This is a genomic window from Lacticaseibacillus zhaodongensis, from assembly GCF_009687905.1.
Lineage (GTDB): Bacteria > Bacillota > Bacilli > Lactobacillales > Lactobacillaceae > Lacticaseibacillus > Lacticaseibacillus zhaodongensis.
Genome location: NZ_BLBG01000013.1, coordinates 1 through 23308 on the forward strand (window position 1 = coordinate 1; position 23308 = coordinate 23308).

23 protein-coding genes and 9 tRNA genes are annotated in these 23308 nt (G+C 51.3%); 30 read left to right on the forward strand and 2 right to left on the reverse strand.

Features of this window, described 5'->3' with window-relative positions; all coding sequences use genetic code 11:
- Positions 1-85 precede the first annotated feature (85 nt).
- The 13 genes from GN107_RS08700 (at position 86) to rpoC (ending at position 11714) form a co-directional block, all read left to right on the forward strand.
- A tRNA-Val gene (locus tag GN107_RS08700) sits at positions 86-158 on the forward strand.
- Between the two features lie 2 nt (positions 159-160).
- Positions 161-233: transfer RNA gene (locus tag GN107_RS08705), tRNA-Lys, on the forward strand.
- 22 nt (positions 234-255) lie between these two features.
- Positions 256-338, forward strand: a tRNA-Leu gene (locus GN107_RS08710).
- Positions 339-363: 25 nt separating this feature from the next.
- Positions 364-436: transfer RNA gene (locus GN107_RS08715), tRNA-Thr, on the forward strand.
- A 16-nt stretch (positions 437-452) separates the two neighbouring features.
- A tRNA-Gly gene (locus GN107_RS08720) sits at positions 453-524 on the forward strand.
- 39 nt (positions 525-563) lie between these two features.
- A tRNA-Arg gene (locus GN107_RS08725) sits at positions 564-637 on the forward strand.
- Positions 638-642: 5 nt separating this feature from the next.
- Positions 643-716 (forward strand) — tRNA-Pro (locus GN107_RS08730).
- Between the two features lie 14 nt (positions 717-730).
- Positions 731-802: transfer RNA gene (locus GN107_RS08735), tRNA-Gly, on the forward strand.
- 14 nt (positions 803-816) lie between these two features.
- A tRNA-Pro gene (locus GN107_RS08740) sits at positions 817-890 on the forward strand.
- A 189-nt stretch (positions 891-1079) separates the two neighbouring features.
- On the forward strand, positions 1080-1544 hold the full coding sequence (locus tag GN107_RS08745) for a CtsR family transcriptional regulator (protein ID WP_155287486.1): 465 nt from the start codon (positions 1080-1082) through the stop codon (positions 1542-1544).
- A gap of 131 nt (positions 1545-1675) precedes the next feature.
- Positions 1676-4162, forward strand: coding sequence for an ATP-dependent Clp protease ATP-binding subunit (locus GN107_RS08750; protein WP_155287485.1), 2487 nt, complete (start codon positions 1676-1678; stop codon positions 4160-4162).
- A gap of 275 nt (positions 4163-4437) precedes the next feature.
- Complete coding sequence (gene rpoB, locus GN107_RS08755; protein ID WP_155287484.1) at positions 4438-8046, forward strand: DNA-directed RNA polymerase subunit beta; 3609 nt, start codon at positions 4438-4440, stop codon at positions 8044-8046.
- A gap of 11 nt (positions 8047-8057) precedes the next feature.
- A complete protein-coding gene (gene rpoC / locus GN107_RS08760; protein WP_155287483.1) occupies positions 8058-11714 on the forward strand; it encodes a DNA-directed RNA polymerase subunit beta' in 3657 nt (1218 codons plus the stop codon).
- Positions 11715-11792: 78 nt separating this feature from the next.
- Here the strand turns inward: rpoC and GN107_RS08765 are convergent, their stop codons facing one another.
- The gene (locus GN107_RS08765) at positions 11793-12188 is read right to left on the reverse strand and encodes a prepilin peptidase (RefSeq protein WP_155287482.1); all 396 of its coding nucleotides are present in this window, start codon (positions 12186-12188) and stop codon (positions 11793-11795) included.
- Between the two features lie 363 nt (positions 12189-12551).
- Between GN107_RS08765 and rpsL the strand changes: the two genes are divergently transcribed.
- The 3 genes from rpsL (at position 12552) to fusA (ending at position 15713) form a co-directional block, all read left to right on the forward strand.
- Positions 12552-12965 (forward strand): 30S ribosomal protein S12, encoded by a 414-nt coding sequence (rpsL, locus tag GN107_RS08770; RefSeq protein ID WP_155287481.1) that lies wholly within the window; start codon positions 12552-12554, stop codon positions 12963-12965.
- A gap of 57 nt (positions 12966-13022) precedes the next feature.
- Positions 13023-13493, forward strand: a complete 471-nt coding sequence (gene rpsG / locus GN107_RS08775; protein ID WP_155287480.1) for a 30S ribosomal protein S7 — start codon at positions 13023-13025, stop codon at positions 13491-13493.
- Positions 13494-13622: 129 nt separating this feature from the next.
- Entirely contained in the window at positions 13623-15713 is a 2091-nt protein-coding gene (gene fusA, locus GN107_RS08780) for an elongation factor G (protein WP_155287479.1), read from the forward strand.
- Between the two features lie 363 nt (positions 15714-16076).
- Here fusA and GN107_RS08785 read toward each other — a convergent pair whose 3' ends face one another.
- Complete coding sequence (locus GN107_RS08785; RefSeq protein WP_155287487.1) at positions 16077-16631, reverse strand: cysteine hydrolase family protein; 555 nt, start codon at positions 16629-16631, stop codon at positions 16077-16079.
- Between the two features lie 341 nt (positions 16632-16972).
- Here GN107_RS08785 and rpsJ point away from each other — a divergent pair, with 341 nt between their 5' ends.
- Genes rpsJ through rplE form a run of 14 tightly spaced genes read left to right on the forward strand, consistent with a single transcriptional unit; the run spans position 16973 to position 23298 of the window.
- Entirely contained in the window at positions 16973-17281 is a 309-nt protein-coding gene (gene rpsJ / locus GN107_RS08790) for a 30S ribosomal protein S10 (protein ID WP_155287478.1), read from the forward strand.
- 26 nt (positions 17282-17307) lie between these two features.
- On the forward strand, positions 17308-17943 hold the full coding sequence (gene rplC / locus GN107_RS08795; protein WP_155287477.1) for a 50S ribosomal protein L3: 636 nt from the start codon (positions 17308-17310) through the stop codon (positions 17941-17943).
- A 23-nt stretch (positions 17944-17966) separates the two neighbouring features.
- Positions 17967-18590: a 50S ribosomal protein L4 gene (gene rplD, locus GN107_RS08800; protein ID WP_155287476.1), complete on the forward strand. Its 624-nt coding sequence runs from the start codon at positions 17967-17969 to the stop codon at positions 18588-18590.
- A complete protein-coding gene (gene rplW / locus GN107_RS08805; protein ID WP_155287475.1) occupies positions 18590-18874 on the forward strand; it encodes a 50S ribosomal protein L23 in 285 nt (94 codons plus the stop codon). The genes rplD and rplW overlap by 1 nt, the downstream gene beginning before the upstream one ends.
- Before the next feature lie 29 nt (positions 18875-18903).
- Positions 18904-19743 carry a 50S ribosomal protein L2 gene (rplB, locus tag GN107_RS08810; RefSeq protein WP_155287474.1) on the forward strand — a complete coding sequence of 280 codons (840 nt, stop codon included), beginning with the start codon at positions 18904-18906 and terminating at the stop codon, positions 19741-19743.
- A 26-nt stretch (positions 19744-19769) separates the two neighbouring features.
- On the forward strand, positions 19770-20051 hold the full coding sequence (rpsS, locus tag GN107_RS08815) for a 30S ribosomal protein S19 (protein ID WP_155287473.1): 282 nt from the start codon (positions 19770-19772) through the stop codon (positions 20049-20051).
- Positions 20052-20068: 17 nt separating this feature from the next.
- Positions 20069-20422, forward strand: a complete 354-nt coding sequence (rplV, locus tag GN107_RS08820; RefSeq protein WP_155287472.1) for a 50S ribosomal protein L22 — start codon at positions 20069-20071, stop codon at positions 20420-20422.
- A 13-nt stretch (positions 20423-20435) separates the two neighbouring features.
- Positions 20436-21092 carry a 30S ribosomal protein S3 gene (gene rpsC, locus GN107_RS08825; RefSeq protein ID WP_155287471.1) on the forward strand — a complete coding sequence of 219 codons (657 nt, stop codon included), beginning with the start codon at positions 20436-20438 and terminating at the stop codon, positions 21090-21092.
- A 3-nt stretch (positions 21093-21095) separates the two neighbouring features.
- On the forward strand, positions 21096-21530 hold the full coding sequence (gene rplP / locus GN107_RS08830; RefSeq protein ID WP_155287470.1) for a 50S ribosomal protein L16: 435 nt from the start codon (positions 21096-21098) through the stop codon (positions 21528-21530).
- The gene (rpmC, locus tag GN107_RS08835; protein ID WP_155287469.1) at positions 21520-21714 is read left to right on the forward strand and encodes a 50S ribosomal protein L29; all 195 of its coding nucleotides are present in this window, start codon (positions 21520-21522) and stop codon (positions 21712-21714) included. Before rplP ends, rpmC begins: the two co-directional genes overlap by 11 nt.
- Positions 21715-21730: 16 nt before the next feature.
- Positions 21731-21994 carry a 30S ribosomal protein S17 gene (gene rpsQ, locus GN107_RS08840; protein WP_155287468.1) on the forward strand — a complete coding sequence of 88 codons (264 nt, stop codon included), beginning with the start codon at positions 21731-21733 and terminating at the stop codon, positions 21992-21994.
- Between the two features lie 31 nt (positions 21995-22025).
- Positions 22026-22394, forward strand: a complete 369-nt coding sequence (gene rplN, locus GN107_RS08845; RefSeq protein WP_155287467.1) for a 50S ribosomal protein L14 — start codon at positions 22026-22028, stop codon at positions 22392-22394.
- Between the two features lie 26 nt (positions 22395-22420).
- On the forward strand, positions 22421-22732 hold the full coding sequence (gene rplX, locus GN107_RS08850; RefSeq protein WP_155287466.1) for a 50S ribosomal protein L24: 312 nt from the start codon (positions 22421-22423) through the stop codon (positions 22730-22732).
- A gap of 23 nt (positions 22733-22755) precedes the next feature.
- Positions 22756-23298, forward strand: coding sequence for a 50S ribosomal protein L5 (gene rplE / locus GN107_RS08855; protein WP_155287465.1), 543 nt, complete (start codon positions 22756-22758; stop codon positions 23296-23298).
- The last annotated feature ends 10 nt before the right edge of the window (positions 23299-23308 follow it).

The following is a 23308-nucleotide window of genomic DNA, read 5'->3' on the forward strand; positions in this document are numbered from 1 at the left end:
GAACACAGAAGTTAAGCTTCTCTACGCTGATAGTAGTTGGTGGGAAACTGCCTGCGAGGGTAAGAAGTCGCCGCGCTCATTATATGGAGGATTAGCTCAGTTGGGAGAGCGTCTGCCTTACAAGCAGAGGGTCACAGGTTCGAGCCCTGTATCCTCCATTGAGCCGTTAGCTCAGTTGGTAGAGCAACGGACTTTTAATCCGTGGGTCGACAGTTCGAGCCTGTCACGGCTCATCCCAGTAGATACACAAGCCATGCGGGTGTGGCGGAACTGGCAGACGCGCTAGATTTAGGTTCTAGTGGTTAATTACCGTGGGGGTTCGAGTCCCTTCACCCGCAGTTTAGGCCTTATTGGCATAAATATGCCGACTTAGCTCAGTTGGTAGAGCACCTGATTTGTAATCAGGGGGTCGGGCGTTCGAATCGTCTAGTCGGCAGTAATCAAATAGTTATGCGGAAGTAGTTCAGTGGTAGAACATCACCTTGCCATGGTGGGGGTCGCGGGTTCGAATCCCGTCTTCCGCTTTTCTGTTGTTTAAATGATTACTAACAGTTTAATATCTTGCACCCATAGCGCAACTGGATAGAGTGTCTGACTACGAATCAGAAGGTTGTAGGTTCGATCCCTACTGGGTGCATTTAACGGGAAATAGCTCAGCTTGGTAGAGCACCTGGTTTGGGACCAGGGGGTCGCAGGTTCGAATCCTGTTTTCCCGACTTTTCATAATAATGCGGAAGTAGTTCAGTGGTAGAACATCACCTTGCCATGGTGGGGGTCGCGGGTTCGAATCCCGTCTTCCGCTTTTTTAATACTTTTCGGGAAGTAGCTCAGCTTGGTAGAGCACTACGTTCGGGACGTAGGGGTCGCAAGTTCGAATCTTGTTTTCCCGATAATACGATTGTTTACATATGCGCCTAGTCAGCGCTTTTTTTGTCCGCTAAAATGATTCTGAAAATACGGTCCATTGCAAAATGTTAGTTAGTAAAGTCACGCCCTAGCGACGTGGCTTTTTGCATTCGTGATGAAAGCCTGTATAATGAAAGTCAAGATTAGTCAAAGTATCGAACGGAGGTGGCGTCGTGCAGGCACAAAATATGTCTGATATAATCGAATCTTATTTGAAAACGATCTTAGAACAACAACGGCAGGTCGAAATCAGACGGGCCGAGATTGCAGAACGCTTTAATTGTGTGCCATCACAGATCAATTACGTGATCAATACGCGCTTCACCCCGCAACGCGGCTACGTTGTGGAGAGTAAGCGCGGTGGTGGTGGCTACATTCGCATTGTGAAGGCGCAACTGCGTGATGACCAGACGTCATTATCGGTAATGCGGGCTAATGTTCCCAGTCGTTTGCGCGAACGTGATGCGCAGGCGATGACGCAGCAACTGTTTGACGCTCAAATCATCAGTCAAGAAACTGGGAATGCAATGCTGAGTGCCATGAGTCACCGGACCTTGAACTTAGCCGATACTCGGCTGGAAGAAATGCTGCGGGCGCGGATGTTTAGAGCCCTGTTAGACAGTCTCCGTTTTGAATAAATAATAGTAATACCGACGGGGTTATTAAGTTGCTCCGTTTTTGAATTAGTTTTGATGACCATATCTGACTGCGATTCGTCAAGATTGCGGCCAGGTACGTGCAGGTGAGCTTACACCGAGGAGGACTTAGCATGGATAACTTATTTACGATTAGCGCCAAGAATGTACTTTCGATTGCGCAGAAACAAGCGCGGGTGTTCCATCACCATGCGGTTGGAACTGAGCACCTCCTGCTCGCCTTGACCATTGAGTCTGAAGGCATTGCCGGCAAAACCTTGCGGCAGCTTGGCGTCACCGAGGCGCTTGTCCACGATGATGTTGAGAGCTACACAGGTTACGGGGCATTGCCTAATAGTGCTACCGGAGCGGATGCTTACCTTCCATATTCACCCAAGGGTAAGGAAGTACTGGCTGGCGCAGGAGACGAGGCTAAGCGCTTTGGTGCTGCCAAAATTGGTACGGAACACATCCTGCTCAGTTTACTAACGGATGAAGATTCCATCGCCAGTCGCATTTTGGCAAGCAGCTTCTCACTCAACGCTAAAAAGCTGCGGAAGCTGGTCTTGAAGCGGATGGGCGTCAGCGAGAGCACGAGCAAAGCCAAGGCACCCCGGAGCAATGCCAACGCGCCGACTCCGACCTTGGATGACTTAGCGCGGGACTTGACCCAACTTGCACGGGAAGACCGGATTGACCCCGTCGTCGGCAGAGACGCCGAGGTCCGGCGGTTGATTCAGATCCTAGCGCGGCGGACCAAGAACAACCCCGTACTGATCGGGGAGCCTGGGGTCGGCAAAACGGCGATTGCTGAGGGTTTTGCCGAACGGATCGTCCAGGGCAAAGTGCCAATGGAGATGCGAACCAAACGCGTTATGATGCTCGACATGGGCTCACTGGTTGCCGGGACTAAGTATCGTGGTGAGTTCGAAGACCGCCTGAAGAAGATCATCGACGAAATCTACAAGAACGGTGAAGTCATTCTCTTCATTGATGAACTGCACACCCTGATCGGTGCCGGTGGTGCCGAGGGGGCTATTGACGCCTCAAACATTTTGAAGCCAGCCCTCGCACGGGGTGAACTGCAACTCATCGGGGCAACGACCTTGGACGAGTACCAAAAGTACATCGAAAAGGATGCTGCTTTGGAGCGGCGGTTTGCGACCGTTATGGTCAAGGAGCCAACGCAGGAACAAGCCGAAGAGATTCTGCGCGGTTTACGGCCCCGTTATGAGGAGCACCACGGTGTAACGATTAGTGATGCGGCACTGCACGCAGCGGTCGAGCTGTCGAACCGGTACATCACGACCCGCTTCTTGCCGGACAAGGCAATCGACCTGATCGATGAGTCAGCTGCCAAAGTGCGGCTTGATAACAGTGACCGGCCGAGTCCCGCTAGCAAGCTCGAAGACCAGTTGCGCAAGCTGGTCGAGGAGAAGGAGGCCGCAATCGGGGCGCAAGACTTCGAAAACGCCGCCCAGCTGCGGGAGCAGGAACAAGATCTCCGGGCCAAAATTGCCACGGAGCAGGCTAAGGCACCAAGTGATGGTGTGCGTAAGGACATTGTCGTTGGTGAGGAAGACGTTGCCGATGTCGTTGGTCAGTGGACCGGGATTCCGGTTACCCAGCTGACTAAGAAGGAAAGCGAACGGCTACTGCACCTCGAAAAGGTTCTTCACGAACGGGTCGTTGGTCAGGATGAGGCCGTTACGGCTGTGGCCCGGGCAATCCGCCGGGCCCGTAGCGGTCTGAAGGCACCTAACCGCCCAATCGGCAGTTTCATGTTCCTCGGCCCAACTGGGGTCGGTAAAACTGAGCTGGCCAAAACGCTCGCGGAGGCCATGTTTGGTAGCGAAGACGCCATGATCCGGGTCGACATGTCCGAATACATGGAGAAGTACAGTACCAGTCGCCTGATTGGGGCCGCACCTGGCTATGTTGGCTATGAAGAGGGCGGTCAGCTTACCGAAAAGGTCCGCAACAAGCCATACTCCGTTGTGCTTTTGGATGAGGTCGAGAAGGCCCACCCAGACGTCTTTAACCTTTTGCTGCAAGTGCTCGATGATGGGTACTTGCGGGATGCAAAGGGCCGGTCGGTCGACTTCCGGAACACTATTTTGATCATGACTTCGAACCTTGGTGCCAGCAGCATCAACCTCGACAAGAGCGTTGGCTTCGGTGCGAAGGCGGCTACTGATGATTATGGGGTCATGAAGGAACGCATCAACGGTGAATTGAAGCGCTACTTCCGCCCAGAATTCCTGAACCGGATCGACGAAACGATCGTCTTCCACAGTCTGGGCAAGCCGGAGCTGCGGACCATCGTCAAAATCATGGCGAAGTCCTTGCTCGACCGTGTGCGTGACCAGGGCATTGAGGTCTCAATGACCCCAGCAGCCGTTGATGCGGTTGCTAAGGCCGGCTACGACCCTGAATACGGTGCGCGGCCACTGCGCCGGGCACTGCAGCGGGACGTGGAGGATCAGCTCAGTGAGCTTTTGCTCGCGGGGACCGCTAAGGCTGGCGATACCATCGTGATTGGGGCCCACAAGGGGAAGATTACCTTTAAGGTCAAGAACCCTAAGCAGACCGAAGAACACGAACCGGTCAGCTCTAAATAATTTAATATTGACAACGGAGCGCAAGCGTGCTTGACAGAAGTTTTCCGGACTGTTAAGCTGTCTACAGTTGTGTTTCGTTACAGACAAGGTACCGCCGTGATCTATTGTCCATGGCTGGTACGAGAAGAGGTCAAAAGTAGCAGCAAGTGTCGCGCTACTTTTGTCTTTTTTTTGCCTAAAATGTCGTCACTTTTGGCGATGTAATCAAAATGTAATGTGCACAGTCCGCTTCTGGATTCTAATGCTAACCGCAATTTTATAGAGGGGTGAATAACTTGGCAGGACATTTAGTCAACTACGGTAAACACCGCACACGACGTTCCTACTCGCGAATCAAAGAAGTTCTTGAACTTCCAAACCTGATTGAAATTCAGACTAATTCGTACCAGTGGTTCCTGGACGAAGGCTTGAAAGAAATGTTCGACGACATCATGCCTATTTCAGACTTCCAGGGCAACCTGAGTTTGGAATACGTTGATTATCAGTTGCTCGAACCAAAGTACACGGTGGAGGAAGCTCGGCAGCATGATGCTAACTACTCCGCACCATTGCACGTAACACTGCGTCTGACCAACCACGAAACCGGTGAAATCAAGTCCCAGGACGTCTTCTTTGGTGACTTCCCACTGATGACCGAGCAAGGTACCTTCATTATTAATGGTGCTGAACGGGTTATCGTTTCCCAATTGGTCCGCTCACCTGGTGTCTACTTCAACAGTACTGTTGATAAGAACAGCCGCACCACATACGGTACGACCGTGATCCCTAACCGGGGTGCTTGGCTTGAATTTGAAACTGACGCCAAGGACATCTCCTACGTTCGGATCGACCGGACCCGGAAGATCCCAATGACCGAACTCGTGCGGGCCCTTGGTTTCGGTTCCGACCAGGACATCATCGACCTTTTCGGTGACAACGATTCCCTGATGCTCACCTTGGAAAAGGATGTGCACAAGGAAGAGAGCGACTCCCGGACTGATGAAGCCCTGAAGGATATCTACGAACGACTACGCCCAGGCGAACCTAAGACTGCTGACTCTAGTCGCTCACTGCTTTACGCACGTTTCTTCGATCCAAAGCGTTACGACCTCGCCAAGGTTGGTCGTTACAAGGTCAACAAGAAGCTTGCGCTCAAGAACCGGCTGCTCGGTGAGACCCTTGCAGAAACGCTGGCTGACCCTGACACCGGTGAAGTACTTGCCAAGAAGGGTGACAAGGTCGACCGTCAGCTCATGGACACCTTGACCCCTTACCTCGAACGCGACGACTTCAAGACGATCACCTTGCAGCCTAACTCCGATGGTGTTTTGCAGGACCCAGTTGAACTCCAGAGCATCAAGGTCTACTCCCACGTCACTCCTGACAAGGAAGTTAACCTGATCGGTAACGGCAACATCGATCCTAAGCTGAAGCACATCACCCCAGCCGACATCATGTCCGCAATGAACTACTTCCTGAACCTGCAGGAAGGCATTGGGAACACTGATGATATCGACCACTTGGGTAACCGCCGGATTCGTTCTGTTGGTGAACTGCTGCAGAATCAGTTCCGCATCGGTCTTTCCCGGATGGAACGGGTCGTGCGCGAACGGATGTCCATTCAGGACGTTACCACCGTTACGCCACAGCAATTAATCAACATTCGGCCAGTTGTTGCCTCCATTAAGGAATTCTTTGGTTCATCCCAGCTGTCACAATTCATGGACCAGACCAACCCACTCGGGGAACTGACGCACAAGCGTCGTCTCTCCGCCCTTGGACCTGGTGGTTTGACTCGTGACCGGGCTGGATATGAAGTTCGAGACGTGCACTACACCCACTACGGTCGCATGTGCCCAATCGAAACTCCTGAAGGTCCTAACATCGGGCTGATTAACAGTCTGGCAACCTACGCTGTTGTTAACCCTTACGGCTTCATCGAAACCCCATACCGGCGTGTTTCCTGGACCGACCACAAGGTTACCGACAAAATTGACTACCTGACTGCTGATGAAGAAGATAACTACATCGTTGCGCAAGCTAACTCCCCATTGAACGATGACGGCTCATTTGTTGACGACACCGTTCTGGCCCGGCACAAGGATGACAACATCGAAGTTTCACCAGAAAAAGTCGACTACATGGACGTTTCGCCTAAGCAAGTAGTTGCTGTCGCTACTGCCTGCATTCCTTTCTTGGAAAACGATGACAGTAACCGTGCCCTCATGGGTGCGAACATGCAGCGGCAAGCTGTTCCTTTGATTCGTCCCCACGCACCACTTGTTGGTACCGGGATGGAATACAAGGCGGCACATGACTCCGGGACTGCGATTCAGGCTAAGTTTGCTGGTACCGTTAGCTACGTTGACGCCAAGACCATCAAGATCCGGCGCGAAGACCAGGCTGAAGACACCTACACCCTGATGAAGTTCCGGCGTAGTAACGCTGGTAAGAACTACAACCAGACACCAATCGTGCGCCTCGGCGACCACGTTGATGTTGGTGAAATCATTGCTGATGGCCCAGCCATGGACAATGGTGAGCTGGCTCTGGGTCAGAACCCAGTTGTCGCCTTCATGACTTGGAACATGTACAACTATGAAGACGCGATCGTTCTGTCCGAGAAGCTGGTCCGTGAAGATGCTTACACCTCAATTCACATTGAGGAGATGGAATCTGAAGCGCGGGACACCAAGCTCGGACCTGAAGAAGTTACCCGCGAAATTCCTAACGTTGGGGATGACGCACTGAAGGACCTTGATGAGTACGGGATTGTGCGCATCGGTGCCGAAGTTCATGACGGTGACATTTTGGTTGGTAAGGTTACGCCTAAGGGTGTTACCGAACTGTCTGCTGAAGAGCGTTTGCTCCACGCTATCTTCGGTGAGAAGGCGCGTGAAGTTCGCGACACCTCACTGCGGGTACCTCATGGTGGTGACGGGATCGTGCAGGACGTCAAAATCTTCACCCGTGAAGCTGGCGACGAACTCTCTCCTGGTGTCAACATGATGGTTCGTGTTTACGTTACCCAGAAGCGGAAGATTCAGGTCGGGGACAAGATGTCCGGTCGTCATGGTAACAAGGGGACTGTTTCCGTTGTTGTCCCTGAAGAAGACATGCCGTACCTGCCAGATGGGACCCCAGTTGACATTTGCCTGTCACCAATGGGTGTGCCGTCACGTATGAACATTGGGCAAGTCCTCGAACTCCACTTGGGGATGGCCGCAAAGAAGCTTGGCATTCACATCGCAACCCCAGTCTTTGATGGTGCGCGTGAATCTGATGTTTGGGACACCGTTAAGGAAGCCGGCATGGCCTCTGATGGTAAGACGATCGTTTACGATGGCCGGACCGGTGAACCATTCGAAAACCGGGTTTCAGTCGGGGTTATGTACTACCTGAAGCTCAGTCACATGGTCGACGACAAAATCCATGCCCGTTCAATTGGACCTTACTCCCTCGTTACGCAGCAGCCTCTCGGTGGTAAAGCACAGTTTGGTGGCCAACGTTTCGGTGAAATGGAAGTTTGGGCCCTTGAAGCTTATGGTGCTGCCTACACCCTGCAAGAAATTCTGACCTACAAGTCAGATGACGTTGTGGGCCGGGTCAAGACCTACGAAGCGATTGTTAAGGGTGAACCAATTCCACAACCTGGTGTTCCTGAAAGTTTCCGGGTTCTGGTCAAGGAACTGCAGGCACTCGGTCTGGACATGAAGGTCCTTGACGCTGCCAAGCAGGAAATCGAACTGCGTGATATGGACGATGACGACGATGATGTTGTTAGCGTCGATGCGCTTGCTAAGTTTGCTAAGGAGCAGGAGGAGAAGAAGGCTAAGGACGAAAGTGCCCAAGCTGCTTCTGCCGAAAGCAAGTCTGCAGATAGCAAGACTCAAGATAAGGAATAGGAGGTTACCCTGTGATAGACGTCAACAAGTTTGAAAGCATGCAGATCGGTCTGGCTTCACCAGACAAGATCCGTAGCTGGTCTTACGGGGAGGTTAAGAAGCCGGAAACCATCAACTACCGGACACTCAAGCCAGAGCGTGACGGACTGTTTGATGAACGGATTTTTGGCCCGACCAAGGACTGGGAATGTGCCTGTGGTAAGTACAAGCGCATTCGCTATAAGGGAATTGTCTGTGACCGTTGTGGTGTTGAAGTAACGCGTTCTAAGGTTCGCCGTGAGCGGATGGGCCACATCGAACTCGCTGCTCCTGTTTCCCACATCTGGTACTTCAAGGGTATTCCTAGCCGCATGGGGCTTGTCCTCGACATGTCCCCACGTTCCCTGGAAGAAATCATCTACTTCGCTTCTTACGTTGTTATCGATCCTGGTGACACGCCACTGGCTAAGAAGCAGCTGCTCACCGAGCGTGAGTACCGCGACAAGCGCGAAGAATATGGCAACACGTTCAACGCCAAAATCGGGGCTGAAGCCGTTAAGGAACTGCTTGACGACGTTGACCTTGCGACCGAAGTTAAGGACCTGAAGGAAGAACTCAAGTCAGCTCAGGGTCAGAAGCGCACCCGTGCGATTCGCCGTCTGGACATTTTGGACTCCTTCCTGCAGTCCGGTAACAACCCGGCCTGGATGGTTATGGATGCAATTCCAGTTATGCCACCAGATCTGCGGCCAATGGTTCAACTCGAAGGTGGCCGTTTCGCTACTTCCGACCTGAACGATTTGTACCGGCGGGTTATTAACCGTAACAACCGGCTCAAGCGTTTGCTCGACCTGAACGCTCCTAACATCATCGTGCAGAACGAAAAGCGGATGTTGCAAGAAGCTGTCGATGCACTTATCGACAACGGTCGTCGTGGCCGGCCAGTTACCGGTCCTGGTAACCGCCCACTCAAGAGCCTGTCCCACTTGCTGAAAGGTAAGCAGGGCCGGTTCCGTCAGAACTTGCTTGGTAAGCGTGTCGATTACTCTGGCCGTTCGGTCATTGATGTCGGCCCTACCCTCAAGTTCTACCAGTGTGGTCTCCCCCGGAGCATGGCACTAGAGCTCTTCAAGCCATTCGTAATGCACGAATTGGTTAAGCGGAACCTCGCCAGCAACATCAAGAACGCCCGCCGGAAGATCGACCGCCAGGATGACGACATCTGGGATGTTCTGGAAGACGTCATCAAGGAACGGCCAGTTCTCCTGAACCGTGCACCTACACTGCACCGTCTGGGGATTCAAGCTTTCGAACCAGTGCTGGTTGATGGTAAGTCCATCCGTCTGCACCCAATCGTTTGTGAAGCTTACAACGCCGACTTTGATGGTGACCAAATGGCTATTCACGTGCCACTGTCTGACGAAGCTCAGGCGGAAGCACGTCTGCTCATGCTGGCTGCACACCACATTTTGACGCCTCGTGATGGGACCCCAATCGTTACCCCATCTCAAGATATCGTTCTTGGTAACTACTACCTGACGATGGAAGATGTTGGCCGGGTCGGCGAAGGTATGATCTTCAAGGACGCCAACGAAGTTCTGCTCGCACTGCAAAATCACGATGTGCACCTGCACACCCGGATCGGTTTGGCGGTCAGCTCCATGCCTGACAAGCCGTTCACTGATGAACAGCGGAGCAAGATCATGGTTACCAGTGTTGGTAAGGTTATCTTCAACGAAATCATGCCCCACGGTCTGCCATACCTGAACGAACCTTCAACCGACAATATCGTCAATGGTGTGAATGACAAGTACTTCCTTGCCAAGGGTGAGGACATCATGGACTACCTGCAGAACGCGCCAGTTATTCTGCCGTTTAAGAAGGGCTTCCTGTCCGACATCATTGCTGAGGTCTTCAAGACTTACAAGGTGCAGCGGACTTCTGACCTGCTGGACGACATGAAGACACTTGGTTACACGCAGGCTACTAATTCCGGCCTGACCGTCGGGATTGCCGATGTTCCGCACGTTCCCGAAAAGCAGGAAATTGTTGATGAGGCCCACAAACAGGTCGCAACCGTTTCTAAGCAGTTCCGTCGTGGTCTTATCACCGATGACGAACGGCACGAACGGGTTATCAGCATCTGGAACGCTGCGAAGGATGACATCCAGCAGAAGCTGGTTGATAACTTCGACCCGAAGAACCCTATCTCAATGATGAGTGATTCAGGTGCCCGTGGTAACATTTCTAACTTTACCCAGCTTGCCGGGATGCGTGGTCTGATGGCCGCTCCTAACGGTGGGATGATGGAAGTTCCAGTTATCTCTAACTTCCGTGAAGGTCTGACCGTTCTGGAAATGTTCATGAGTACTCACGGTGCCCGTAAAGGGATGACCGATACCGCTCTGAAGACCGCTGACTCTGGTTACCTGACTCGTCGTCTTGTCGATGTTGCCCAGGATGTCATTGTCCGGGAAGAAGATTGTGGTACCGACCGTGGTCTCGACGTTACTGACATTACTGATGGCAACGAAATGATCGAACCACTCGCCGACCGGATTCTCGGCCGTTACGCGCAGAAGTCAGTTCTTGACCCTAAGACCGGTGCTGTTATCGCCGCTAAGGGGACACTACTTGACGAGGACCTCGTTGCGCGGATCGTTGACGCCGGCGTTGAGAAGGTTACTATCCGTTCCGTCTTCACCTGCAACACCAAGCATGGTGTTTGCCAGAAGTGCTACGGTCGTAACCTTGCAACCGGTCTGCAGGTTGAAGTTGGTGAAGCGGTTGGTACAATCGCTGCCCAGTCAATCGGTGAACCTGGTACTCAGCTGACCATGCGTAACTTCCATACCGGTGGTGTTGCCGGTGGTGAAGATATCACGCAAGGGCTGCCTCGTATTCAGGAAATTTTTGAAGCACGTAATCCTAAGGGGCTTGCGGTTATCTCTGAAGTTGCCGGTACTGTTACCGCCATCGAAGAGAACCCCGCTGAGCACTCCCGGAAGATTACTGTTGAAGGGAAGAACGACACCCGGTCTTACGATGTACCGTACGCTTCTAGCGTTGCGGTTGCCGAGGGCGATACCATCAAGCGTGGCCAGCGCCTGACCGGTGGTTCAATTGACCCTAAGGAACTGATCAAGGTTACCGACGTTATGGATACCGAAAACTACCTGCTCTCTGAAGTGCAGAAGGTTTACCGTATGCAAGGTATCGAAATCAGTGACAAGCATATCGAAGTAATGGTTCGACAGATGCTGCGCAAGGTCCGTGTCATGGATCCTGGCGATACCGACATCTTGCCTGGGACGCTGCTCGATATTGGTGATTACTCTGACCAGAACAAGGCCACACTGGTTGGTGGGGGTATCCCTGCTACCGGTCGTCCAGTTCTGCTTGGGATTACCAAGGCTTCTCTGGAAACCAACTCATTCCTGTCTGCGGCATCATTCCAGGAAACCACCCGTGTCCTCACGGATGCTTCCATCCGCGGCAAGAACGACCCACTGCTCGGTCTGAAGGAAAATGTTATCATCGGGAAGATCATTCCTGCTGGTACTGGTATGGCAACATACCGCCACATGGAACCAAAGACCGTTGGTGCGGTTTCCGAAAACGTCTACTCCATCTCCGATCTTGAAAAGAAGATGAAGGACGACCAGCCTAAGGAAGACAGCAAGGACTAGTTCCTACCGTTTACCTGAAGTAAAAGCACGACTCACACTGCCTTTTGGGGCGGCGCGAGCCGTGCTTTTTTTGTGGAATCAAATCAGCAATATTTGGACCATAGTGCTGCCCAGGAGCAAGTAGGGTAAAAACGCTAGGCGCCGGCTGCCAGTTAGCAGCCCATACGTCAGTGCGGCCAGACTCGCGAGCAGTAACACGCACAGGGCGGGGATGGGGCCCCAGATGGCGCCAGTCGCGGCGAACGCGCACACATCCGCGGAACCTAGACCCCACTGGTAGTAAGCTGCTAATGCTAAAGGGAAGCACAGTAGGGCCGTGGGCAAAATGTGGGCAGGGGCTTGCAGACCTGCGAGCAAGATGATTGCCGCAGTCCAAATGTCGCACAGCGGGGCGGGGACGCTCTGCGCCTGTGCGTCCTCCAGGGCTAGCTGGGTGAGCCCACAAAAGTAGCATAAGCTGATGATCATCGTCATGATTTTGCCCTCCTCGAAGAGAATTCGCTAAAAGACGCTGGTTGTCCGGGAGAAATTCGGGTATACTACTACTTGTCGCTTATCCGGTGTGGGGATGCCAGCACGCACTTTTATGTGTTTAGCGGGATAATCCCCCTGATTTACGTTGACAAGCGGTCCGAAAGCTGGTTATACTATCAAAGGTGCTTTTTTCCAGTTTATTCGGGTCGCCCGACGCGCTGAACCATGCCGTCTGGGAGCTCATGCTTCTGGATGACGCCGACAGTTCGACCGCCTGGCTGGCCAATTTTTTATTCACAAAAATGAACCGCCTGGATGTGTGGACTTAAAATAGCACATAATTCGAAAGGAGGAACCTTGGAAATGCCTACTATCAACCAATTGGTACGTCAAGGTCGTAAATCTCACACAACCAAGTCCAATGCGCCTGCTTTGAACTTTGGTTACAACAGCAAGAACAAGTCCCTCGTCACAAACCCCGCACCACAGAAACGTGGTGTTGCAACTCGTGTCGGGACTATGACGCCTAAGAAGCCTAACTCCGCTCTGCGGAAGTACGCTCGTGTGCGTTTGTCCAACCTGATTGAAGTTACTGCCTACATTCCTGGTGAAGGCCACAACTTGCAGGAACACTCTGTTGTTCTTATTCGTGGGGGCCGTGTTAAGGATTTGCCTGGTGTCCGTTACCACATTATCCGTGGTGCGCTTGATACCGCTGGTGTTGACGGCCGTATGCAGAGTCGTTCTAAGTACGGTGCAAAGCGCCCTAAGAAGTAATTTCGTAACTCACAATAATAATGTCCCGCAACGCGGGAATTAGAGGAGGCAATCAGGATGCCACGTAAAGGCAATGTTTCAAAACGAGATGTCCTGCCAGATCCAGTTTACAATTCTAAGCTGGTAAGTCGCTTGATCAACCACTTGATGATTGATGGTAAGCGCGGTAAGGCTTCTACCATTCTCTATGATGCTTTTGACATCATTAAGGAACAGACCGGTAAGGAACCCGTTGAAGTATTTGAGGAAGCCATGAAGAACGTCATGCCTGTCCTTGAAGTTAAGGCTCGCCGTATCGGTGGTTCTAACTACCAAGTTCCAATCGAAGTACGTCCAGAACGTCGGACCACATTGGGTCTGCGTTGGATCGTGCAGTACTCTCGCCAGCGCGGTGAGCACACCATGGACGAGCGTCTTGCACGCGAAATCATGGATGCTGCTAACAACACTGGTTCAGCAGTTAAGAAGCGTGAAGATACCCACAAGATGGCTGATGCCAACCGGGCATTTGCACACTATCGTTGGTAAGAATTGGGGCTATTATATGCGGGTCATTCGCCATATAGTAGCCTTTTTCTTAAGTAAATATTTGCAAGACACACAGACACTCAATTTTTGCTACTAAGCAAACTAATTTGAGAGGAGAAAATTTTTCACATGGCGAACAAGCGCGATTTCCCACTTGAAAAAACCCGGAACATCGGGATTATGGCCCACATTGATGCGGGTAAGACCACGACTACCGAACGGATTCTTTATTACACCGGTAAGATTCACAAAATCGGTGAAACTCATGATGGTGCATCCCAGATGGACTGGATGGTTCAGGAACAGGAACGTGGTATTACCATCACGTCCGCTGCCACCACTGCCGTTTGGAAGGACCACCGTGTTAACATCATTGACACCCCAGGCCACGTTGACTTCACAATGGAAGTTGAACGTTCCCTCCGTGTCCTCGATGGTGCGATCACAGTTCTTGACGCCCAGGCCGGTGTAGAACCACAGACCGAAAACGTATGGCGTCAGGCTACCACTTACAGTGTTCCCCGCATCGTGTTCGTCAACAAGATGGACAAAATCGGTGCTGACTTCAACTTCTCCGTTCAGACTATCCACGACCGTCTCGGCGCTAACGCCCTGCCAGTTCAGATGCCTATCGGTGCTGAAGACAAGTTCGAAGGGGTCATTGACCTCATCGAAATGAAGGCCGACCTCTACGACGAAGACGCTCTTGGTTCAGAATGGGACGTTGTTGACGTTCCTGAACAGTACCTTGATGCTGCCAAGAAGGCACGTGCCAACATGGTTGAAGAAATCGCCGATGTTGACGATGCAATCATGGACAAGTACCTGAACGAAGAAGAGATCTCCAACGACGAGCTGCGTGCAGCTATTCGTAAGGCTACGATCAACCTGGAACTCTTCCCCGTTTTTGCTGGTTCTGCCTTCAAGAACAAGGGTGTGCAGATGCTGCTTGATGGTGTTGTTGACTACCTGCCAAGCCCACTCGACGTTAAGCCTTACAAGGCTACCGACCCAGATACTGGTGAGGAAGTTGAGCTGCTTGCAGGTGACGACAAGCCATTTGCTGCACTTGCCTTCAAGATTGCTACTGACCCATTTGTTGGCCGTCTGACTTACATCCGTGTTTACACTGGTAGTCTGGAAGCTGGTTCATACGTCCAGAACACTACTAAGGGCAAGCGCGAACGTGTTGGCCGTCTTCTGCAAATGCACAGTAACCACCGTCAGGAAATTCCTGAAGTCTTCTCTGGTGATATTGCGGCCGTTATCGGTTTGAAGGACACCACAACTGGTGACTCCCTGACCGAAAAGGAACACCCACTTGTACTTGAATCAATGGAAATTCCTGAACCAGTTATCCAGGTTTCCGTTGAACCTAAGTCTAAGGAAGACCGGGACAAGCTGGATGTTGCTATCCAGAAGCTTGCTGAAGAAGACCCAACATTCCGTGCCGAGACTAACCAGGAAACTGGTGAAACTCTGATCGCCGGGATGGGTGAACTTCACCTTGACATCATGGTTGACCGGATGCGGCGTGAATTCAACGTTGACGCCCAGATTGGTGCTCCTCAGGTTGCTTACCGTGAAACCTTCACCAAGACTGCTAGCGCTGAAGGACGTTTTGTTCGTCAGTCTGGTGGTAAAGGTCAGTATGGTGATGTTTGGGTTGAATTCTCACCTAACGAAGAGGGTAAAGGCTTCGAATTCGAAGACGCTATCGTCGGTGGTGTTGTTCCTCGTGAATACATCCCAGCTGTTGAGCAGGGTCTGAAGGAAGCAATGGCTAACGGTGTTCTTGCCGGCTACCCATTGATCGACGTTAAGGCTAAGCTCTACGATGGTTCTTACCATGAAGTCGATTCCAACGAATCAGCCTTCAAGATTGCCGCATCCATGGCACTTAAGAATGCTGCTGCCGCTGCTGGTGCTGTCATTCTCGAACCAATCATGAAGGTTGAAATTGTTGCACCTTCTGACTACTTTGGTGACATCATGGGCCAGGTTACCGCTCGTCGTGGTAAGGTTGAAGGTATGGAAGAACGCGGTAACGCTCAGGCTGTTAACGCGATGGTACCTCTTGCCGAGATGTTCGGTTACGCTACTACCCTTCGTTCAGCTACGCAGGGCCGTGGTACATTCACGATGACATTCGACCACTATGAGGCTGTTCCTAAGTCCATTCAGGCTGACATCATCAAGAAAAACGGTGGCGAGGCGTAATCAGCTGATTACCCTTGAACCTTATAAAGAGAGTGGACCACAATGCGGTTAGCTCTTGAGCATTAATTTAAAAATCGCCAATTCCCGAATTTTGGGAGTTGGCGATTTTTAGGTTAAGCGGAAAGAGCTGCATTGTGGTCCACGTTTACATGCTAGGAGAGTTAGCGACTTGTCGCTTACTCTCCTACATCCGTAGCGCAGCGGAGGTGGCCGACTCCTCACCATAATTACGAACGGTCAGGAGTCGGCCGGCAGCGATGGTCGTCTGTTAATTCAAAGCCACTCGCAATTGTGCGGGTGGCTTTTTTGTGCTCAGGTAGCAAAATTTGCCTAGGACTTGGTGGCTGGATTCTTCTATAGTAACTAAATGACTTTTGCACCAAGCGTGTTCTTGAAGTGGGCGAGGGCGAACTTTTGCCCGTCCGGGTTGAAGGTAGCAACGGCGTCCTGGCAGATGGTGATGTTGTAACCGAGGTTGTATGCGTCGATGGCAGTGTGGAGTACGCAGATATCCGTGCAGACACCAATAATCGTGACGTCGCGGACGTTGCGTTCACGGAGCCACTGGTCGAGTGGGGTGCCCGCAAAGCTGGAGTAGCGGCGCTTAGGAAAGGCGGTCACGTTTTGCTCGGCTTGGTGCTGCAAGAACCAAGTCTGCAGTTCGCCGTAGTACTCACGGCCCCAAGTGTTGAGCCGGTTGTGGGGTGGAAAAAGTTTAGTCTCGGGGTGGTAGGGGTCGTTTTCGACGTGCAGGTCAGTGGGCAGGTACACGAAGTCCTTACGCGCGCGGAATTCTTCAGCAAGTGCGACTACGCGCTGCTCGATGGCTTGGGCGGGCTTACCTGCAGTTAAACTACCCTTAGTGGCAACAAAATCGTTCGTGTAATCAACAATCAAAAGTGCTTGGGACATCAAGATTCCTTCTTTCGGAAAATCAAGGTAATTAACGATATTATACGTGTCTTGACACGCAAAATAAAGTTTGCGGGTAAAAAAGAAACCGCAACCAAATTCAAAAAGCAAAGCGAAATCCGAACGTAATAATAAATGTGCATAAACCCCTTGATACAGGCATTTTCTTACTGTATACTACTAGGAGTGCTGATTATTAGGGGCAACCTGTGTGCACCTAATGTTGTTGGCGCAGAGTAGCGAGGATGTGGAAGGTTGCGACACGCCCGGCCGCTTTGCCACGGCAGCGAGTTGGTAATTTTCATGGAGCTAGTCTACTAATGATAATAGACGAAGGAGGAACAACAATGGCAAAACAAAAGATTCGCATCCGGCTTAAGGCTTACGAGCACCGGATTCTCGATCAGTCCGCGGAGAAGATCGTGGAGACTGCTAAGCGCACTGGCGCGTCAATCTCAGGTCCAATCCCACTGCCTACCGAACGCACCCTTTACACGGTGCTCCGTTCACCACATAAGTACAAGGATTCACGTGAACAGTTCGAAATGCGCACGCACAAGCGTCTGATTGACATTGTAAACCCAACACCAAAGACAGTTGATGCACTTATGAAGCTCGACTTGCCAAGCGGCGTTGATATTGAGATCAAACTTTAATCTATTAGGAAATTGGAGGTGTACCCATGTCTCGTAAAGGAATCTTAGGTAAAAAGGTCGGCATGACCCAGGTCTTTACCGAAAACGGCGAACTCGTTCCAGTTACTGTCATTGACGTAACTCCTAACGTTGTTCTCCAGGTTAAGACCACAGAAACTGATGGCTACGAAGCCGTTCAGCTCGGGTTTGGCGACAAGCGTGAAGTTCTGACCAACAAGCCTGCCCAAGGGCACGCAAAGAAGGCGAACACCACCCCTAAGCGCTTCATTAAGGAACTCCGCGATGTCGCGCTTGACGATTACAAAGTAGGGGCCGAAGTTAAGGCTGACACTTTTGCTGCCGGCGACATCGTTGATGTTACTGGGACAACAAAGGGTCACGGTTACCAGGGTAACATTAAGAAGGACAACCAGTCTCGTGGACCTATGGCTCATGGTTCTCGTTACCACCGTCGTCCTGGTTCCCTCGGTGCTATTATCAACAAAGTCTTCAAGGGTAAGAAACTTCCTGGTCGGATGGGTAACAAGACTGTTACCATGCAAAACCTTGAAATTGTTTCTGCTGACCTTGATCACAACGTTTTGCTCGTTAAGGGTAATGTCCCTGGAGCAAACAAGTCTTTTGTCACCGTCCGGACCGCTGTTAAAGCGGCCAACAAATAATTACGAAGGGAGGACATTAACAGATGGCTAACGTTACTTTGTACAAGCAAGATGGTTCAGAAAACGGCACAGTTGAATTAAACGATGCTATTTTCGCCATCGAACCAAATGAAAACGTCGTGTTTGACGCAATCATCATGCAGCGTGCTTCTCTTCGTCAGGGTACCCACTCTGTAAAGAACCGTCACGAGGTTTCTGGTGGTGGCCGTAAGCCATGGCGCCAGAAGGGTACAGGTCGTGCCCGTCAGGGTTCAATCCGTTCACCACAGTGGCGTGGTGGTGGTATCGTCTTCGGACCTACTCCACGTAGCTACGCATACAAGCTTCCTAAGAAGGTTCGTCGCTTGGCACTCAAGTCCGTTCTTTCTAGCAAGGTTGCTGACAACGCACTTGTTGCAGTTGATGCTTTGAGCTTTGATGCTCCTAAGACTGCTGACTTCGCTAAGGCTCTTAAGGACCTTAACGCAAGTGACAAGACGCTGGTAGTTCTCGAAGCAGGCAACGACAACGCTGCACTGTCCGCACGGAACCTGCCAAACGTAAAGGTTGTTGAGGCTGAAGGCATTAACGTGCTCGATATCGTCAACGCCAAGAAGCTGCTCGTTACTAAAGCAGCTCTCCAGAAGATTGAGGAGGTGTTCGCATAATGGATGCACGCGATGTAGTTCTGCGCCCGATCATTACCGAACAAACTACCGCCGAAATGGAAAACCGCAAGTACACTTTCGAAGTTGCTCTGCACGCTGAAAAGACGGAAGTCCGCCGCGCAGTCGAAGAAATTTTCGGTGTCAACGTTGAGAAAGTGAACATTGCCAATGTTCGCGGTAAGAAAAAGCGCCAAGGTCGTTACGAAGGTATGACGCGTCGTCGTCGTAAGGCTATCGTAACTTTGACCCAAGACTCCAAAGAAATCAAAATCTTTGGTGAGTAATTCAAAATCCTAAATAGGAGGTAAAAATCGTGGCGATTATTAAGTACAAACCAACCAGCAACGGTCGCCGGAACATGTCCGGTTATGACTTTGCTGAAATCACCAAGAAGAAGAGCCCTGAAAAGTCTCTTCTCGAAAGCCAGAGTCACACTGCTGGCCGTAACGCCCAAGGCCACATCACCGTTCGTCATCGTGGCGGTGGTAACAAGCAGTTCTACCGTGTGATCGATTTTAAGCGGCAGAAGGATGGCGTAACTGCTAAGGTTACATCCATCGAATACGATCCAAACCGTACAGCTAACATTGCACTGCTTACTTACGAAGATGGGGTGAAGACCTACATCATCGCACCTAAGGGTCTCAAGGTTGGCGACAAGCTCGTTTCTGGTCCTGATGTTGATATCAAGATCGGTAACGCCTTGCCACTTGAAAACATCCCTGACGGAACAACCATTCACAACATCGAACTGAAGCCTGGTAAGGGTGGTCAGATTGCTCGTAGTGCTGGTGCTTCTGCTCAGTTGCTTGGTCACGACGGCAAGTACGTTTCAGTACGTCTTGCTTCTGGCGAAGTGCGGATGGTTTTGGCTGTTAACCGTGCAACCATCGGTGAAGTCGGTAACGCAGAACACGCCCTTATCAGCATTGGTAAGGCCGGTCGTAAGCGCTGGCTCGGATTCCGCTCAACCGTTCGTGGTTCTGTAATGAACCCTAACGATCACCCTCATGGTGGTGGTGAAGGTAAGGCTCCTATCGGTCACCCAAGTCCAATGTCCCCATGGGGTAAGAAGACTCTTGGTAAGAAGACCCGGAACCACAAGGCCAAGTCCGAGAAGTTCATTATTCGTCACCGTAAGCACAACAGCTAACAGCAACCGTTAAAGGAGGTCACATAATGGGTCGCAGTCTTAAAAAAGGACCTTTTGCAGATGCTTCACTTCTGAAGAAGATCGAAGCAAATGCAGATAACGACAAGAAGCCTGTCATCAAGACATGGTCTCGTCGTTCAACCATTTTCCCAAGTTTCATCGGGTTCACCATTGCCGTATATGATGGTCGCAAGCACGTTCCGGTATACGTTACCGAAGACATGGTTGGCCACAAGCTTGGCGAATTCGTACCAACACGCACCTTCCGTGGTCACGTTGTCGATGACAAGAAGACCGCGAAGCGCTAGAAAGGAGCAATCTAGACATGGCTGAAACAATTACGTCTGCAACTGCAACAGCGAAGACGGTGCGGATTGCTGCTCGCAAGGCGCGTCTGGTAATCGACCTCATCCGGGGCCGTGACGCCGCTGAAGCAATGGCTATCCTTGAATTCACGCCTCGCGCGGGTTCACCGATCATCGCTAAGGTACTGAAGAGTGCCATCGCAAATGCAGAAAACAACTTTGATCTCGACGCACAGAACCTGTACGTTAAGGATGCCTTCGTTAACGAAGGTCCTACCCTTAAGCGGTTCCGTCCTCGTGCCAAGGGTTCTGCATCACCAATTAACAAGCGCACCAGTCACATCACCGTGACTGTCGCTGAAAAAGAAGCATAAGGAGGGATAACGCGTGGGTCACAAGATTAATCCAAATGGATTCCGTGTAGGTGTCATCCGTGACTGGGAAGGCAAATGGTACGCCGATAAGGACTTTGCTACATTCCTTCACGAAGATATCAAGATCCGGAAATTCATCAACGAAAAGCTCGCAGAAGCGTCTGTCTCAACTATTGAAATCGAACGCGCAGCGAACAAGGTGAACATTTCTATCCACACTGCTAAGCCAGGAATGGTTATTGGTAAGGGTGGTTCCGAAGTCGAAGCACTGCGTAAGCAGCTTGCCGCACTTACGGGTCGGAACGTTCACATTAACATCGTTGAAATTAAGAAACCAGACCTCGACGCTAAGCTTGTTGGCGAGAACATCGCTAAGCAGCTTGAGCAGCGGGTTGCATTCCGTCGCGCAATGAAGCAGACCATGCAGCGGACAATGCGTGCTGGGGCCAAGGGTATTAAGACCCAGGTCTCCGGCCGTTTGAACGGTGCGGACATTTCCCGTCGTGAGCACTACAGCGATGGTACTGTTCCTCTGCACACCCTGCGTGCGGACATTGACTACTCTTGGCAGGAAGCTAAGACTACTTACGGTCAGCTGGGTGTAAAGACCTGGATCTACCGTGGTGAAGTCCTTCCTGAAAAGAAGAATTCTGCGAAGGGAGCGAAGTAACTGATGCTTGTACCTAAGCGAGTTAAGCACCGCCGTGAATTCCGCGGTAAGATGCGTGGTGCTGCCAAAGGCGGTACCGAATTGAACTTCGGCGAATACGGTCTGCAGGCTTTGGAATCCCACTGGATCTCAAACCGTCAGATCGAAGCAGCCCGTGTTGCTATGACCCGTCACATGAAGCGTGGTGGCCGGGTTTGGATTCGAATCTTCCCTCAGAAGTCCTACACCAGTAAGGGTGTTGGGGTTCGTATGGGTAATGGTAAAGGTGCACCAGAAGGCTGGGTAGCAGTCGTAAAGCGTGAAAAGGTCATGTTCGAAGTCGCCGGTGTTCCGGAAGACGTCGCACGTGGGGCCCTGCGTCTCGCTTCTGACAAGCTCCCAATCCGCACTAAGATTCTGAAGCGTGAGGAAGTAGGTGGGCAATCAAATGAAGGCTAAAGAAATTACCGCATTGAGCGCTGCTGAAATGCTTGATAAAGAAAAGCAGTACAAAGAAGAGCTCTTCAATCTGCGTTTCCAGCAGGCTACGGGTCAGCTTGAAAATACTGCTCGTCTGAAGCAGGTCAAGAAGAACATTGCCCGTATTAAGACAGTCCTGCGTCAGCAGGAAATGGACAAGTAGGAAAGGAGACTTAACCTTGGAAGAACGCAACAATCGTAAAGTTTATCAGGGTCGCGTGGTTTCCGCCAAGATGGACAAAACCATCACCGTTGAGGTAAGCACAACTAAGACTCACCCAACGTATGGCAAGCGCGTTAAGTACTCCAAGAAGTACTACGCCCACGATGAAGAGAACGCAGCCAAGACTGGTGATATCGTTCAGATCATGGAAACACGTCCGCTGTCAAAGCAGAAGCGCTTCCGCTTGCTCAGCATCGTTGAGAAAGCCGTTATTATTTAACAGAATTTCGTGACGAAAGGAGGACACAATAGTGATTCAACAAGAAAGTCGCCTCAAAGTGGCAGATAACTCCGGTGCACGCGAAATCCTCGTAATCAAGGTGCTCGGCGGTTCATTCTGCAAGACCGGTAACATTGGTGATGTCGTTGTAGCAACTGTTAAGCAGGCTACGCCAGGTGGTGTTGTCAAGAAGGCTGATGTTGTTAAGGCCGTAATCGTTCGTACCAAGTCTGGTGCACGGCGTGCAGACGGTTCATACATCAAGTTCGACGAAAACGCTGCTGTTATCATCAACGCAGACAAGTCCCCTAAAGGTACTCGTATCTTTGGACCTGTCGCTCGTGAGCTGCGTGACAATGATTTCATGAAGATCGTTTCATTGGCACCCGAAGTTCTGTAATTTTCCCCAGCAAGAGGAGGTGCAACATGTTTATCAAAACTGGTGACAAAGTCCGAGTTATGCGTGGAAAAGACGCTGGCAAGGAAGGCACCGTAACCAAGGTTCTTAAAGACAAGGACCGCGTGGTTGTCGAAGGTGTCAACATGATTAAGAAGCACGTCAAGCCATCCAACTCGAACCCTAACGGTGGGGTTCTGGACGTGGAAGCTGCTTTGCACGTGTCTAACGTAATGTTGCTTGACCCAGAAGACGGCAAGCCTACCCGTATCGGTAAGCAGGTCGTTGACGGCAAGCGTGTGCGCGTAGCTAAGAAATCTGGCTCCGCGCTTGACAAGTAAGCAGAAAGGAGGACCCAATTTTCATGGCTAACCGTTTACAAGAACGCTACAGCAAAGAAATCGCACCTGCACTTGTTAGCAAGTTCAACTACAAGAGCACGATGCAGACGCCAAAGGTTGACAAGATCGTTTTGAACATGGGTGTTGGTGATGCTACTCAGAACGCCAAGCTCCTTGACGAAGCAGTCGACGAACTTAAGCTCATCTCTGGTCAGCAGCCGCTGATCACCAAGGCGAAGAAGTCAATCGCGGGTTTCCGTCTGCGTGAAGGCATGCCAATCGGTGCGAAGGTTACCCTTCGTGGCGAGCGTATGTACGACTTCCTTGACAAGCTCATCAACGTTTCCTTGCCACGTGTCCGTGACTTCCGCGGTATTTCCGCAAAGAGTTTCGACGGTCGTGGTAACTACACACTGGGTGTTCGCGAACAGCTGATCTTCCCAGAAATTGACTATGATAAGGTCAACCGTGTACGTGGTCTGGATGTTGTTATCGTAACAACCGCTAACACTGATGAAGAAGCACTCGAATTGCTCAAGCAGTTCGGGATGCCTTTCGCTAAATAAAGGAGGTCTA

Excerpts from the sequence above, each read along its gene's own strand:
- GN107_RS08750 (WP_155287485.1), top strand. The coding sequence starts at position 1,676 with ATGGATAACTTATTTACGATTAGCGCCAAGAATGTACTTTCGATTGCG.
- GN107_RS08765 (WP_155287482.1), bottom strand. The coding sequence starts at position 12,188 with ATGACGATGATCATCAGCTTATGCTACTTTTGTGGGCTCACCCAGCTA.
- rpsL (WP_155287481.1), top strand. The coding sequence starts at position 12,552 with ATGCCTACTATCAACCAATTGGTACGTCAAGGTCGTAAATCTCACACA.
- rpsG (WP_155287480.1), top strand. The coding sequence starts at position 13,023 with ATGCCACGTAAAGGCAATGTTTCAAAACGAGATGTCCTGCCAGATCCA.
- fusA (WP_155287479.1), top strand. The coding sequence starts at position 13,623 with ATGGCGAACAAGCGCGATTTCCCACTTGAAAAAACCCGGAACATCGGG.
- rpsJ (WP_155287478.1), top strand. The coding sequence starts at position 16,973 with ATGGCAAAACAAAAGATTCGCATCCGGCTTAAGGCTTACGAGCACCGG.
- rplC (WP_155287477.1), top strand. The coding sequence starts at position 17,308 with ATGTCTCGTAAAGGAATCTTAGGTAAAAAGGTCGGCATGACCCAGGTC.
- rplD (WP_155287476.1), top strand. The coding sequence starts at position 17,967 with ATGGCTAACGTTACTTTGTACAAGCAAGATGGTTCAGAAAACGGCACA.
- rplW (WP_155287475.1), top strand. The coding sequence starts at position 18,590 with ATGGATGCACGCGATGTAGTTCTGCGCCCGATCATTACCGAACAAACT.
- rpsS (WP_155287473.1), top strand. The coding sequence starts at position 19,770 with ATGGGTCGCAGTCTTAAAAAAGGACCTTTTGCAGATGCTTCACTTCTG.
- rplV (WP_155287472.1), top strand. The coding sequence starts at position 20,069 with ATGGCTGAAACAATTACGTCTGCAACTGCAACAGCGAAGACGGTGCGG.
- rplP (WP_155287470.1), top strand. The coding sequence starts at position 21,096 with ATGCTTGTACCTAAGCGAGTTAAGCACCGCCGTGAATTCCGCGGTAAG.
- rpmC (WP_155287469.1), top strand. The coding sequence starts at position 21,520 with ATGAAGGCTAAAGAAATTACCGCATTGAGCGCTGCTGAAATGCTTGAT.
- rplX (WP_155287466.1), top strand. The coding sequence starts at position 22,421 with ATGTTTATCAAAACTGGTGACAAAGTCCGAGTTATGCGTGGAAAAGAC.
- rplE (WP_155287465.1), top strand. The coding sequence starts at position 22,756 with ATGGCTAACCGTTTACAAGAACGCTACAGCAAAGAAATCGCACCTGCA.